The sequence below is a fragment of the Xanthomonas sp. BRIP62418 genome (assembly GCF_003993495.1).
Taxonomy (GTDB): Bacteria; Pseudomonadota; Gammaproteobacteria; order Xanthomonadales; family Xanthomonadaceae; genus Xanthomonas; species Xanthomonas euroxanthea.
Map to the genome: position 1 here is coordinate 108,576 of NZ_QEZG01000049.1, position 14,956 is coordinate 123,531.

Here is a 14,956-nt window from a genome sequence, read left to right on the forward strand (position 1 = left end):
CGTGATTGCAACGTAGCGATGCGTTGCGATCGATGGTGGCGTCGCATCGACAACGACATCAGCATCGGCATCGACGTCGAATAAGTCGAAGTCGAAGTCGAAGTCGAAGTCGAAGTCGAAGTCGACTCGATGATGCAACAGACAGGGCGCCTAGAGCGCCCTGTCTGTTTTTTTTGTGCCGCCCAAGCGCCGCGTAGGAGCGCACCCGGGCGCGACGGGGCGTTACCGGGAATGCCCTGTCGCGCCCGGGTGCGCTCCTACGGGGGTGCCGGCCACCGCACATGCCCGTTACCGACCCGGTCAGCGCAATACGCGAAAGCGCAGCTGTGTCCAGGCACCGTCGCTGGCCATTGCGGTGAGCGTATGCGTGCCGACTTCCGCGAAATCGCGCTGAAATCCCTGGCGTCCGTTGGTCTGTGCGATCCAGCGGCCGTCCAGCAACCAGTCGATACGCGCATCGCTGCCCAGGGCACGCAGGTGCAGGCGCACCGGGCGCGATGCGGCGTTGGCACGCGCCAGCGTGGCGCGATCGCTCAGCCCGTCGATCCGCAGCACACCGCCACCGGTCATGCGTCCATCCGGCAGACAGTCCGCGGCCAGTGGTGGCAATTGCGCGGCCTTGCGCTCGGCCGCACTGAGCCAGGGCGACACCAACGCCGGCCAGCGTGCCACGGCCTGCGGCACGCGCTGATGCGGCTGGCTGCACTCCTGCGACAACCGCTGCCCGCTGCGCGCATCCACATCGAAATGCAGCTGCCCGCCGTGCCATAGCCGCGCATCGCGTTCGGCAAAGGTGGGCGGCACGGCGCCATCGAGCACGTAGGCGTCGGCGCGGCGTGCGCATTGCGCCGGTGGTGTCTGATCGGCCGCGCCGCCGAGCGGCCAGCAGATGGCCAGCGCCTGCACGGTGGGCGGCATCGGCACCGGCGCGCTGTCGCCGGCGCTGCGGGGCAAGGCGTCGATGACTTCGAACATCAACGGCAACGCGGTGACGGCGCCGTACTGGCCGGGCAGCGGCGTGCCGTCCGGCCGCCCCACCCACACCCCGACCGTATAGCGGCGCGTGCCGCCGATCGCCCACGCATCGCGGTAGCCGTAGCTGGTGCCGGTCTTCCAGGCCACGCCCGGGCGCGCAGTGGTGTCGAAGGTCCCGCCGCCATACCCGGGGCGCGGATTGCTCTGCAGGATCTCGCGCACGATCCAGGCCGCGCCCGGCGACATCAGCCGGCGCTCGATGCGCGGATCGTCCGGCGTATAGCGCACGCGCCCGGCGATGCCGCCGCGATTGAGCGCCGCAAAGGCACCGACCAACTCCTGCAGCTGCGCACCGGTGCCGCCCAATATCAATGCAAGCGACGGCGTGCTGCCATGTGCGAAACGCAGGCCGATACCGGCATTGGACAGCCGCGCGGCAAACCGCGCCGGGCCGATCCGGTCGAGCAGATCCACCGCCGGCACGTTCAACGACAACCGCAACGCCGTCGCCGCGCTCACCGGGCCATTGAAGGCCGCATCGAAATTGCCGGGCCGGTAGCTGCCAAAGCTCTGCGGGGCATCCACCAACAGGCTTTCGGAATGGATCACCCCATCGTCCAGGGCCATGCCATACAGGAACGGCTTGAGGGTGGACCCGGGCGAGCGCCAGGCCTGCACCATGTCCACATGCCCCAGCCGCTTGCGGTCGCCGAAGCTGGCCGAACCCACATACGCGCGCGCTTCCATGCTGGCGTTGTCCACCACCAGCAAGGCGGCCGAGGTGCGCTCGGGCAGCTGCGAGAAATAGGTGGCCACGCGCTCCTCCAGGGTGCGCTGCAGTTCGACATCCAGCGTCGTGACGATGCGCGCTGCACGCGGTTGCGCGCCGTGCAGCCGCTGCGCGAGCAAGGCCGCATGCAATGGCGGTGTGAGCGAGCGCGTCACCACCGGCTCGATCCGCGCATCGTCCACCTGCGCGCGCGACCACACCCCCAGCTCCACCATGCGATCGAGCACCTTGTCGCGCGCGCGTTGCGCGGCCTCGGGATGGCGATCCGGGCGCAGGCGGCTGGGCGATTGCGGCAATACCGCCAGCAATGCGGCTTCGGCCTGCGACAGAGCCTTGGCCGGCTTGCCCAGATACGCCCAGCTGGCCGCTTCCACGCCTTCGATGGTGCCGCCGTAGGGCGCGCGCTCCAGGTACAGCGTCAGAATCTCGCGCTTGCTCAGGTGCGCTTCCAGCTGCAGCGCGCGCAACAACTGCTTGGCCTTGCCCCACGGTGTGCGCGTGTGCGGGTCCAGGATGCGCGCCACCTGCATGGTCAGCGTCGAGCCGCCGGAGACGATGCGCCCCTGCCCGATCCACTGCCCGCCGGCACGCAGCAGGCCCCACGGATTGACCCCGGGATGGCGCCAGAACCAGCGGTCCTCGTAGTTCAGCAACGCCTGCAGGTACAGCGGCGACACACTCTGCGGGCTGGCCGGATAGCGCCACACCCCGTTGCGGTCGGCGAAGGCGCGCAACGGCGTACCATCGCGTGCCACCACCAGCGTGGAGGTGTCACGCGACTTGGGCAGTGGCAGCGGGAAGGCCAGGTCCAGCAGCAACACGGCAGACAGCAGTGCTACAGCGCCCCAGCGTAGCCCCGTCAACCAGCGGCGGCCATGCCGGGCCACACCATCGTCGCCAGCGGCGCGTTCCTGCGTCCGGTCGGTCCTTGCCTGCACGTGCTGCTGCTCATCCATCCTGCCAAGGATGCAGGGCAAAACGCATTTCGGCCACTATCGCGCGGCATGCTGTGGCAACGCGCGATCAACGTTGCTGCACGCTGCTGCCTTAGGCGAGGACACGCGCGCTAGCCCACGACCGCCGCGCGCAGCGGGTGAGGCGGCCGTGCGAACAACCGCAACAAGCCCATCGCCAGGAACACCGCAGACAGGCGCAACGCAATGCCGAGCCAGCCACTGGCCGCCGAATCGGAGACTGCAAAGACGGTCCAGGCCGCGTTGAGCGAGACATGCAACACCCAGCCGCTCCAGATCGTGTAGCCATCCTGCGCGTCCACGATGGCAAACAGCAGCGCACCGATACCGGTTATGGCGAAGATCAACAACGCCTCGCCACCTCCACCGCCGGCCCCGAGCCAATGCACACCGCCAAACACAAGCGCCTGCACCAGCGCGGCGATCGCCGGGCGCCAGGCCAGCGCACGGCAGGCAAAGACGAAGCCGAAACCGCGAAAAACGATTTCTTCGGCCAGCGGAAACAGCAGTGCCAGCCACAGCAGGCCAAGCAGATCGTCGGTACCGACCGAGCTGGACTGCGTCCACAGCCCAACCCAGCACGGCAGCGTGGCCAGCAACGTCAGCGCAGGGCCACGTATGCCGTTCCAGCGCAGCCCCAGACGCGCCGCGAGTTCGCCTGGCATCCCAGGACGCAGCAATGCCGCTGCGACCAGCACGACCACCACGCTGAGCAGATTGTCGGCAATCCCGCCGCCGTAGGGCACCGGAATTTTCGGGATTGGAAAACCAAGGGCCTTGGCCACATCACGCACCTGCAGCGCGACCAGCAGCACCACCAACCAGACCACATGCCGACCGACGCGGCGCAGGGGTGTATCGAGCGGCATGCAGACATCCTTGCGTGCAAACAGCGGGTGACTATACCGCTGGCGGCGACATCGGCGCAGCGTCCGGGGTTGATGTGGCGCGGCCAGATCCGGTTCGCATCGCGCGCCAGCTGCCTGCCGCAATGCAATGGGTGGCCTACTGCTGCTCCAGCGCGGCGCGATAACGCAGCAAGGCTTCCGGCGCGTCGGTCTGGATGATCGACACGCCATCGCGGTACAGGCGGCCCCAGACCTTGTCCGGGTCGCGCACCGCATCGGCGTCGCCACCGTAGCCGGCAATGAAGCCGTCCCACAACGAGTTGACCATCAGCCGCACCTTGTGCGCCTTGCTGACCGCCGCCAACGCCGGCAACTGCGCTGCGGTCATCCTGGGCAGCTCGAACGCAGCCGGATGTGCGTTGCGCGTCTGCGCAGTGGCAATCGCGGCCAGATCGGCAGTGCCATGTGCGTTGATCAGGATCGGGAAGAAATAGACCTTGTCGAACGGCAGCATCGCGGCCAGTGGCGGCGTGGCGATGCCGGCTTCGGCCTTGACGATCACCTGGTGCTGCATGCCGGCACGGGCAACCGCATCGACCACCTGCACGTAGATCGCATCCTTGACGTCCAGGTTGAGCAGGATGTGGCCCTTGGAGGCGGCCAGCATCTGCTCCAGCGTGACCACGCGTTGGTCGGTCAGCGGCGCCTGCGCGCCACCTTCGTCGCTGCGCAGCCGCAATTTTTGCAGGTCGGCCAGGGTCAGCTCTGACAGCTTGCCGGTGCCGTCGGTGGTGCGGTCCACGGTGGCGTCGTGCAGCATCACCAGGGTGCCATCGGCGGCGCGGCGCACGTCGGTCTCCATCACGTCGGCGCCGATGGCGATGCAGCGCTCCAGTGCGGCCAGCGAATTCTCCGGTGCGCTGCCCTTGAAACCATGCTCCGGTGCCGGTGCATGGCAACCGCGATGGGCCACCACCACGATACCGCCGCCGGGATTGCTCAGCCGGGCCTGGATCGCGGCGACGCCGCCAGGTGCTGCGCTGGCAGGGGTGACAAGCGCCGCGCCCAGCATGGCCGCGACGGCGGCGACAGAACGTAAGGTCATCGAACAACTCCGCTTGTAGGAAGTAACAGAATGACTGCGCTTTTCGTCAGGGGCGCGCGGCAGGCAGACGATGCGAGATCTGTCATGCGTAGACCTCGCTTGCTGCACCCTGCCCGCACGCTGCCGACGTCCGCTCGCCGCAGTACGGTCGCCGCTCAAAGCGTCGGCGTAAAGCGCAGGCCGAACCAGTAGGTCGTAGGCACCGAATAACTGTCCTTGAGCAGGTTCTGCCCGGGACCGGTCACGCTGGTGATGCGGCTGTGGGTCAGGTTGCTGACCTGGCCGATCAGGCTGAGCTGCTTGCTGATGGCATAGGTGGCGGTGAAATCCAGCTGCGAACGCGGCGACCAGTACAGATCCTGCCACTCGATGTTGCTGACGATGGCGCGCAAGGCCTTGCCCTGGCGATTGTAGGCCGCACGCAGCTCCAGCCCGCCGGTGTTGTAGAACAGCGTGGCATTGGCGGTGTAGTCCGGCTGGCCGACCAGGTTGTCGAGCTTGCGCTCGCGCTGGCGCACGTTGCTGCCGCTGCCGACGCTGTAGGGCACATCCAGGCTGCCATCGAGCACCGCGAAGTTCGCACTGAAACCCACACCACTCAACCACGGTGCAATCGGCGCCAGGGTGTTGACGATGCCGTTGAATTCCACACCGCGGATGCGCGCCTTGGCAGCATTGGCCGGCGTGCTGATCAGTGCGTTGGCATAGGTGGTGCCGTCGAAGCTGAAGCTGTCGGTGCGCGAGAGCGTAAAGATCTCGTCCTGGATGCGCTTGTCGAACACGGCCGCGGACGCGAACGCGTCGAAATCGCCGGGCAGGCGCCATTCCAGCGACAAATCCAGGTTATTGGACACGCGCGGCTTGATGTCCGGGTTGCCGATGGTGACGGTGACGCCTTGCGCATTCGGGTTGCCGGCATCGGCGGTGTTGACGAAGCCGATCGAAGTGCGCGCCGCATACGCATCGTATGGCGGGCGGCCGAGCGTGCGGCTTGCGCCGGCGCGCAGGTCCAATGCATCGCTCAGGTGGTAGGTCATGATGGCCGAGGGCAGCAGATAATCGTAGTCCGCGTTGGTCGGGTTATCGATATACACATAGCGGTTAGTCGCGGTATCCAGCTGGCGCTGGCGGCCGACCGTGTTGAGCCTGGTGCTGTCGAAATGCAGGCCGCCCTGCACGTTGAAACGTTCGCTGCGATAGCTGACCAGCCCATAGCTGCCGAAGGTCTTTTCGGTATGGGTGAAGTTGTCCTGATTGCTGAAGGCCTGCTGGTCGGTGCTGTTGAAGGCGCTCAGCGGCGTGGCGGCCAACGCGCGATTGGCCTTGTCGGGATCGATGGTGATCAGGTTCAGGCCGGCATAGCGCATCGGCGCCCGGCCGGTGCCTGCCACATCGGCCAGGCCCAACGCCGGCGCACTGGTATTGGGCTGGTACTCGACGCGATAGATATCGTAGGACGGTCTGTCGGTGGTGTACGACACGCCTGCCGCAAAGCCGATGCCCTGGTCGCTCTCGCCCTGGTTAAACCCATAGTCGAGCCGGCCGGTGAGAATGCGGTCGGCGGCGGTGCGTTTGTAGTCCGGGCGCCAGTACGACAGGCTGTAGTTGCCCAGATCGTTATAGGCCCGCGGCGACACGCCGAAGCGCTGGTCGACGCCGGAGGTATCGTAGTTGAACGCGTAATCGGGCGTGGCATTGACGGTCACGCCGCTGCCGGTCTGGCCCACCGGTACCGGCGCGGCGCGGGTGATGCCGGTGGCGTACTTGATCATGCGGATCGGCTCGTCGTAGGTCGCATCCGACCACGCCCCGCGCGCGGAGAACTGCTGCCGGTCGGTGGGCCGCCAGATCGTGCCCAGTTGCGCGACCTTGGTGCGCGTGGTGACGATCTGGTTCGAGTAGCCCACTTCGATATCGCCACCGGGGTAGCTGCCGGAGGTGGCGGTCTGGTTGAACACCTGGCCACGGTTGCGCGGGTCGATGATGACCTCGTTGCGCTCCATGTTGTCCTTGAAATAGTAGTAACCGGCCGTTGCATAGGCCTCGAGCGCAGCACTGGGATGCACCTCGAACTTGCCGGTGACACCGTAACGGTCGCGCTGGTTCTGCACGTACCAGTACTTGTCCTGCTGCGGCACCGCCCAGCCATTGCCGAGATTGGCGCCGGTCTGCAGCACGCCGTTGTTGTCGTAGAACCCGTAATGCACCGTGTCGGTGGTCATGTGGGTTTCGGTGTAGCTGCTCAGCGTCTGGTAGTTGGCCGACAGCGTAAAACCGTACTGCTGCTCGCTGCCGAAGGTGCGGCTGCCGGTGGCGTTCAAACGATAGCCGGGGTCGTCCTGATCACGCGGCTTGCCGACATCGTTGGCGTGGCCGAGTGCGGCTTCGGCGCTGAAGAACGGTTTGCCGCCGTTTTCGAATGCGCTGCGTGTCTTGAGGTTGATCGCACCGCCGGTCGCATTGGGATCCAGGTCGGGCGTGAAGGTCTTGACCACCTGCAACTCGCTGACCATCGATGCCGGCAGCAGATCCAGCCGCACGCCGCGCGTGATCGAGCCGAGCGTGCCGTTTGGCGTGCCGGGCGAGGCGATGGTCAGCCCGTCGATGGTGACGTTGTTGTAGGACGGGCCCAGGCCGCGCAGCACCGGTGTGGCAGCCTCGTCGCGCGGATGCTCGTTGTCGGTGGCCGGCAATACCGACAGGCCGGGCACGCGGCGCAGTGCTTCGACGATGGTGCTGTCGGGCAAGGCGCGCACATCGGTGGCGCTGATCACATCGGTGATGTTGGTCGCCGCGCGCTTGCTTTCCACCGCGGCGGCATTGGCACGGCGCACGCCAGTGACCTGCATGGCGTCGAGCGTCTGCACACCGGCTTTGCTGGTGGCCGGTGCGTCGGGGTCGGCTGCATCGCCTTGCGACGCTACTGGCGATACTGTCGATGTCGCCGATGCAGGGTCTATCGATGCAGCGTCTGAGGAATCTGCAGATGCCTCTACTGACAACGCAGAGCGTTGCTTTGCAGCCGCAACGTCGGCATCGGGCGTGGCAGCCTTGTCATTGTTAGCTGTCGCTTCGGACGTGGTTGCCTCGTCATTATTCGCTGTAGCTGCGCTCGTTAATGGGCTCGCGGTCGCGCCCCTCGCCGTAGAAGACGCTTCAGCTGAGGCGTCGGCTGGCATCGCCGCACGCTCGCTTGCGTAGGCCTGCAAAGCAGGCGAACAGGCCGCAATGGTCACGGCGAGAACGGACAGGGGCAAACGGTACGAATCGGAGCGCTGCATGGAATCCCGGGATCGCGCAGCAAGGACGCCGCGCCGATGAGAAAGCACGCCACCGTAGCCAGCAAAAATGACCCTTGCGTGTCGCTGGCATCGCATCGAAAAGACAGTGCGCAACGATGTCGCTGGATGCGAAGCAGGCAGTTGGCAGTTCGCGAAAACCTTCTGAGTGACGCGGGAAAGCCCCTCCCCCTCCGGGAGAGGGGTTGGGGTGAGGGTACGGGGCGAAGCCACCCGGCGGTGAATGACATGAGGCTTCGCACGTACCCTCCTCCGCCCCTGCGGGGCACCTTCTCCCGAGGGGAGAAGGGAGAGTCTCAGTGGCCCGCCAGGGGATGGCGCGACCCTACGGCTGCACCACCGTCATCGTCGCCGGCGTGCTGCGCCCCACGCCGCGCAGCTCGGGGCGGTACATGTCTTCCACCAACGATGGCGGCACCGTGTAGGTACCCGGCGTGACGGCGCGCACCAGGTAATACAGCTGCGCCTTGCTGCCCGAGGAGAGCGCCAGCGCGGCCACATAACGGTCGTCGCGGAACTCTTCGTGCTTGACGTCGGCGGAGCTGGAACGCTCGCTGATGCCGATGCCGTCCACCACCACGTCGGCCCACTGTTTGGCATCGCCGAGATTGAAGTTCTCGATCTCCAGCCCGGCCGGCAACAGGTCGGTCAGCAGTGCGTCGGGCATGTCGCTGTTGGCGGTGATGGCCACACGCACGATCAACGCTTCGCCTTCCTTCAATGCACGCGGCGTCCACGGTTTGCCATCGGTGGTGTACCAGCTGCGCTCCACGCTGAGGGTGCGCGCGTCCGGCTCCGGCGCGCTGCGCGGGATGCCAGCCACTTCCAGGCTGGCGTACATCGGGGCCTCGCCCTGCGGCGCGAACTGCACGCCGCGCGCCAAGGCGGCGCTGTCGAAACTGCGCCCGAACAGGCGCGCCGGCGCGATCTGCTGCGTTTCGCCGCCCACGCTCAAGGTGCCGGAGACCTGCTTGCCCTGCCCGACCATCAAGGCCTTGCCCAAGCGCGCCAGAGCCACCTGCTCCTGCGTGCTCAGCCACAGCCAGCCGGTGGCGCGACGTGCATCCAGCGCACGGCCCAGCGCGACAGCGCGGGTGTCGTACTCGGGCCTGGAAAGGCCACGCTCGTGCAGCAGCGCCATCATCAAGGCATCGTCGCGGATCGCGCTGCCGTAATCGGCGAAGTACGACGGGCGCTCGCTGCTGTCCTTGGCAAAACCGGCCTTGATCGCCGCCTGCCCACGCTTGGTGTCGCCCTGCAGCGACAATGCCGCCCCCAGATGCACCAGCGACAGACCGGTCAGCGCCTTGTCGCGCTGGTTGTCGTAGAGCGCACGCAGCGTGCCTAACGGGGCGCGGTTGACGCGTGCCAGCACGTAGCCGGACCAGGCCTGGTTGGCGAACTTCAGGCTATCGCGGCGATCCTGCCCGTAGAACTCGTTGCCGCCGGACAGCAGGTCCTCGCTGAGCCGATTGAGCGCCTTCTGCAGCACGTTGTCGGGCACCGCAAAACCGGCGTCCTTGGCATCGAGCAGGAACTCGGCGATGTACGGGGTCAGGCCCGGATTGACGTAGCCGTCGTCGCCCCACATCGAAAAATGCCCGCTGGCGATCTGCATCGAGGCCAGGCGACCGAACGCGCCTTCCATGCGCTCGCGGCGCTTGGCCGCCTCCAGCCCCTTGGTGCCCAGCGCCCGGGCGGTGGCATCGTCGAGCAGCAGCGCGGCGTAGCCCTTGCTGGTGGTCTGCTCGGCGCAGCCGTAGGGGTAGTCCAACGCACCCTGCAGGGCGCTGGCGAACGGAATCGGCGGCAGCGGGCTGACCACCATGCGCGCGGTCACCGAGCCGGCCATCAGGCCATCGGCAAAGCCGCTGTCCAGGCTGATCGGTGCCAGCGGATCGAGCACGCGCGTCTGCGCACGCAACACCTGCGGCCAGCCGGCACGCACCGGCAGGTCGTAGCTGCGGTCGGCCTTGAAGCCATTGCCGTCCACGCGCACGCGCACCTTGGCCACGCTATAGCCTTCGGTGGCGCTCAGCGGGAAGCTCAGCGTCTGCTTGGCATCCGCACCGAGCTTGACGCTGCGCGCGGCCTCGGCAATGGCCAGTGGGCCGATCCCGTCCACACGCACGTTGAACTCGCCCGGCTTGCCGGTGAAGTTCTGCACGTCCAGCGTCACCGTGCTGCGGTCACCCGGCGCCATCACGCGCGGCATGCTGGCCTCGGCCAGGATCGGCGCGCGCACCACGGTTTCCATGGACTGATTGCCGAACCGCGTCTCCGAATACACCAATGCCGAGACCCGCAAGGTGCCATTGAAATCCGGCACCGGCAGTTGCACGCGTGCATTGCCCCGGGCATCGAGTTTCACCGAGCCGGAAAACAGGTCCACGGTCTGCACGCGCGCGGTCGGGCGCTTGGCTTGCGGCAAGGCTTCCAGCGCCATGTCGCCGCCGAACTTGAGCTTGCCGCTGGCGCCTTCGAAGCTTTCGATCACCCGCCCGTAGATATCGTAGGCATCGGTACCCAGGCGTCGCTGCGCGAAGAACTGCGCATTGGCATCGGGCACCGGGAAACGGGTGATGTTGAGGATGCCCACGTCCACCGCCGAGATGGTCACGTGCGCCGCCTTGCCGGCCAGCTCTGGCACGCTCACCGTCACCGGCAAGGCCTGCTCCGGGCGCATCTGCTTGGGTGCCGCCAGGCCCACCGCCACACGCCGCGCCTTGCGGTCCATCGGCACATACGCCACGCCCACCGCGCGCGCCGGGGTGATCTTGCTCGGCGCGCTGCCGCCGCGGAACACCAACGCGGTGACGTACACATCGTGGCGTTCCCAGGCCTCGGTGACCGGAATGTCGAACGTGCTCCCCGGTTTGACGTCGATGTCCTGCACGTACAGCAGCTTGTCGCTTTCCACCAGCAACACGCCCTTGCCGGCATGCGGTGGGGTCAGCGTGACGGTGAGCGTGTCGCCGGCGCGGTAGCCGGTCTTGTCCAGCGCCAGCTTGACCTTGTCCGGGCGCGCGTCCAGGCCGCGGTTTTCGTCGTTCCAGCTCCAGCCGGCACGGAACGGGTAGCGCGTGGTCAGCCCGGTGGCCGGGTCGAACACGTCCAGGCGGTACTCGCCCCACTCCACCGGAAACTCGAGCTTGGCGTTGCCGCCGGCGATGTCGAGCGTGCGCGTGTCCTTGTTCTCGAAGCGACGGGTGAAGTCGTAATCCCAATGGTCGTCGGTGTAGTTCCAGTGGTAGTCGCGCAACTCGCGCACCAGCGTGGCCTTCAGGCCCTTGGCCGGCTGCGGCTTGCCATCGGCGTCCACGCGGGTGAGTTCGAAGCGTGCGGTGCCATTGGCATCGGTGCCGTCCTTGTCGTCGAACAAGGGGCGCACGCCGACCAGCGCCTTGGCCGGCCACAGCACGCGCTTGACGGTGCGGGTGACGGTGCGCCCGCCGGTCTCGTAGACGCTGCCCGAGACCACCGCGGCAATCGTGCTGACCGGCCTGGCTTCGGCCGGCAGCGCAATGTCTTCGCGCAACACGCCGTCGCTGCCGAACGTGGTATCGATCACGTCCTTGGCTTCGCGCGGCAGCTCCAGCGTGGGGTCGCCGAAGAACCAGCCCGGCAAGGACGCGAGCGGATGCTGCTCGACGCTGACCGCAAGCTTGGCGGTGAAGCGGTTGCCATCGGCCGGCGCGCCATACAAGTACGCGGCATTGGCGAGCAGCGTGAACGGCTGGCCGGCGCTCAGGGTCTTTTGTGTGCTGTCCAGATCCAGCTTCATGCGCTCGGGCAGGAACTCTTCCACGCGCACGCTCATGCCCTGCACGGCGTCTTTACTGGCCGGATCGGTGCGGAATTCCACCTGCCAGCGGCCGGTCGGTGCATCAGCCGGAATCTGCTGGGTGAACTCGAAATAGCCCTGCTCGCCCGGCTGCAGCCGGGTCTCGCGGAAGGTCTTGCCGTCCGGCTGCTTGAGGCGCAGGAATACCGGCTGCGGCTTGGTGGGCTTGCCGTCGTTGTCGCGCAGGATCGCCGACACGCGCATGGTCTCGCCGGGGCGATACAGGTCGCGGCCGGCCCAGGCGAACACGTCGAACCAGGCGCTTTCGCGCCCGGCCACCGCAAATTCGCTCAGGTCCAGCGCCGGCTGGTTGAACGGCAGCACCGAGATATCGGTCTTGCTGCGCGCCACCAGCACGTGGCCTGCGTCGAGCGTGTAGTTGAGCAGCGCATTGCCGTTGCCGTCGGTGGTGCCCTTGAGGAACAGCTCGCCCTTGGCATCGAGGATGCGCACTTCCACGTTCTTGATCGGCTCGCCGCTCTGCAACGAGGCGGTGTGCACGAACAGCTTGTCCTTGTAGGCGCGCGTATGCAGGCCGATGTCGCTGACGGTGAAGAACGCCGTCTCCTGTTCGTTCTCGAAGCTGCCGGCGCGCTTCATCACCGCAAAGTACAGGCCCGGCTCCTGCAGCTCCTTGATGTCCTGCGTGGGCAGGTAGGTCAGCACGCGCTCGTTCTGCTTGCCGCCCAGGATGAAACGATTGACGTACACCGGCTCGGCCAGCCTGGACAGCGGTTGTTTGTCGTTGTATTCGCTCTCCAGCTCCCAGCTGCCGCGACGGCCGCCGCGCTGGAACTGCTGGAAGAACGTCGGCAGTGACTTCTCGCGCACACGCAGGAACTCCACGTCCACTTCCGGCACGTTGACCGACACCACCGGCAGGCCGCGGCTTTCGCGCGCCGGCAGCACGCTGCCTTGCGAGGCGAACCCGGCCACCGGCTTGAGCGCGCCGGTGTAGACCTTCTGCTTGAGCGGCTTGCCCAGGGGACTGCCATCGGCCGCCAGCAGGTTGGCGTCGACCAGCACGGTGTAGTCCTTGGCCGCTTCCACGTACGGGTAGCGCAACGTCTTGCCATCGTCGGACAGCGTCCAACTGCTGTCGCCGGTGCCGACCTTTTCCTCGAAGCGCACCAGCGCATCGAAGTCCTGGGTGCCGACCAGCGGCCGCGAGAATTCCAGCGCCAGCGACAGCCCGTCGCTGGTCTGGTCGGGGTAGGCGCGCGCCAGCGCAAAACCGGTGATCGCCTGCTTGTCGGCCTTGATCGCCTCGCCGCTGGCGGCAGGCAACTGGCCGCTTTCGTTGCGCTTGCACGCCACCGCGCCGATCGCCACGCACAGCAATACCACCCACAGCAACATCCGCCGCGTGCCCGACCACCTCATCCCTGATTCCCTGCTGTCCATTCGCGCTACCCCATGACTGAGGACGTAAGTATAGCGATGCCGTTCACGTCACCGATGGCGGCATGAGGCGACGTAGAGACTTGCCGATGGGCGGCGATGATGCACCACCTGGCCAGCGCTGCGATGGCACCTGCGTGCCCGACCGACGGTAAGCGCAGTGGTTTGACGCCGGTCCATGGCAGGTCGCTGAGTTGCCGCTTGGCTGCAGGGTCCTTGCCCGCCCACCATCGCGGGACACGCCGCAAGTACGTCACTGTAGGCTCTTACGCGGCATCCATGCCGCGTAAGGTCCCGCGACGGTGGGCGGGCAAGGACCCGTCGAGATGGTCGGTGTGCAGGGGCGCAAACAGGGCGTGGCGTGCATTGTTCGGATGATGGTGCGTCCAACAAACGTTCCATCACAAGCAGAGCAGCAAGCAGGCTTTCAACAAAGCAACCGACGCATTTTCTGGTGCGGCGTCCTCGCCGATTGCGGGACCGTGTGGCGGCATGGATGCCGCCACCGAGCCTACACGGACGTACTTGCGGCGTGTCCCGCGAGCGGTGAGGGCACCGCGCGCACGACCAACCAGGCTTTTGACTGCATCCCAAAATGCGGCCAATAAAACCACTGCGCTCGCCACCAAGCGGGCGCTCCCCACATTTTGAAAGCCACTCCTAGCGCAACTGCAGCACCGTGCGCATGTACAGGTCGATCAACGCCGGCTTGTCCGCGCGCAGGCAGGCCTGCACGTTCGGCGTGCCTGTGCCTTCGCGGGTGTACCCCTGCGCATCGACGTCCAGGTGCAACGGCGTGGTCGGGCACAGTGCGGGGCGCAGCAGCCAGGCCACCGGCACCGCGTCGAACAAGGTCGGCGTGGCGCTGGCCCAGGGCTGGTCGGTGTTGCGCCACTGGTAATACAGCTGGGTGAGCGCATCGGTGAGCCCGTCGCCGTGTGCAAACAGCGCGACGCGCTCGGGCTCTTCCAGCGGAACCTGGGTGGCGTCCAGGGGCAGCAACACGATCGGCACGCCGGCCGCGAACACCCGCTGCGCCGCCGGCACATCGGCTAGGATGTTGTACTCCGGCGCCGGCGCACTGGCCGGCCGATACGCCGATTTGCCATAGCCAACGCGGACCGAGCCGCCCATCGCCACGATGCGCTTGAGCCTGGCAAAGCCGGCCGGGTCGCGCTGCTGCGCCAGTGCCGCGTCGGTCATCGGCCCCAACACCAGCAAGGTCACCTCGCCGGGATGCAGGTGCGCCTGCTGCAGGATCATCGCCGCCGCATCCGGCAGCTTGCCTGGCGCCTGTCCCCTTGCGGCCCAGCGCGCCTGGCTGAAGGGGATCGCGCTGGTGGTGCGTGCACCCACCGCCAACGGGATCTCGCTGCGCCCGGCCTGCTGCAACAGGCGCTGCAGCAACTGCGCGCGCAAGCCGGTGTCGCCCCAGGCCGATGCGATGCCCAGCACCCGCAGCTGCGGGCTGCGCAGCAACAACCCCAGCGCAAACGCATCGTCGATGTCGTCGCCGATATCGGTGGAGACCACCAGCAACTCGGTGGATGTGGGTGTTGGCGGCGCCTGCGCTGCGGTCACGGCAGGCGTCTGCCCCCATGCCACTGCCGATGCGCACCACAGCCCCAGCATCCACCACGCGTTTCGCCATCTCTGCTGCATGTATCTGCTCCTGCGACCATAAAAAAACCGCCGGCGTGTTGGCCGGCGGTTCAATCGT

At 66.9% G+C, this 14,956-nt stretch carries 6 protein-coding genes; all 6 read right to left on the reverse strand.

What is annotated here, in order from left to right; genetic code table 11:
* Positions 1-300: 300 nt before the first annotated feature.
* Positions 301-2,652, reverse strand: coding sequence for a penicillin-binding protein 1C (gene pbpC / locus EO174_RS18760; RefSeq protein ID WP_343132551.1), 2,352 nt, complete (start codon positions 2,650-2,652; stop codon positions 301-303).
* A 179-nt stretch (positions 2,653-2,831) separates the two neighbouring features.
* Positions 2,832-3,608, reverse strand: a complete 777-nt coding sequence (locus EO174_RS18765; RefSeq protein ID WP_232099325.1) for a CPBP family glutamic-type intramembrane protease — start codon at positions 3,606-3,608, stop codon at positions 2,832-2,834.
* 136 nt (positions 3,609-3,744) lie between these two features.
* Entirely contained in the window at positions 3,745-4,692 is a 948-nt protein-coding gene (locus EO174_RS18770; protein WP_164740265.1) for a glycerophosphodiester phosphodiesterase family protein, read from the reverse strand.
* Between the two features lie 155 nt (positions 4,693-4,847).
* Positions 4,848-7,973 (reverse strand): TonB-dependent receptor, encoded by a 3,126-nt coding sequence (locus tag EO174_RS18775; protein ID WP_126946670.1) that lies wholly within the window; start codon positions 7,971-7,973, stop codon positions 4,848-4,850.
* Positions 7,974-8,316: 343 nt separating this feature from the next.
* Positions 8,317-13,218, reverse strand: a complete 4,902-nt coding sequence (locus EO174_RS18780; RefSeq protein WP_206515091.1) for an alpha-2-macroglobulin — start codon at positions 13,216-13,218, stop codon at positions 8,317-8,319.
* Between the two features lie 678 nt (positions 13,219-13,896).
* Positions 13,897-14,868 carry a nucleoside hydrolase gene (locus EO174_RS18790; protein WP_126946939.1) on the reverse strand — a complete coding sequence of 324 codons (972 nt, stop codon included), beginning with the start codon at positions 14,866-14,868 and terminating at the stop codon, positions 13,897-13,899.
* Positions 14,869-14,956: the final 88 nt, after the last annotated feature.

Coding starts and splice junctions, on each gene's coding strand:
- EO174_RS18765 (WP_232099325.1), bottom strand. CDS start 3,608: ATGCCGCTCGATACACCCCTGCGCCGCGTCGGTCGGCATGTGGTCTGG.
- EO174_RS18770 (WP_164740265.1), bottom strand. CDS start 4,692: ATGACCTTACGTTCTGTCGCCGCCGTCGCGGCCATGCTGGGCGCGGCG.
- EO174_RS18775 (WP_126946670.1), bottom strand. CDS start 7,973: ATGCAGCGCTCCGATTCGTACCGTTTGCCCCTGTCCGTTCTCGCCGTG.
- EO174_RS18780 (WP_206515091.1), bottom strand. CDS start 13,218: ATGAGGTGGTCGGGCACGCGGCGGATGTTGCTGTGGGTGGTATTGCTG.
- EO174_RS18790 (WP_126946939.1), bottom strand. CDS start 14,868: ATGCTGGGGCTGTGGTGCGCATCGGCAGTGGCATGGGGGCAGACGCCT.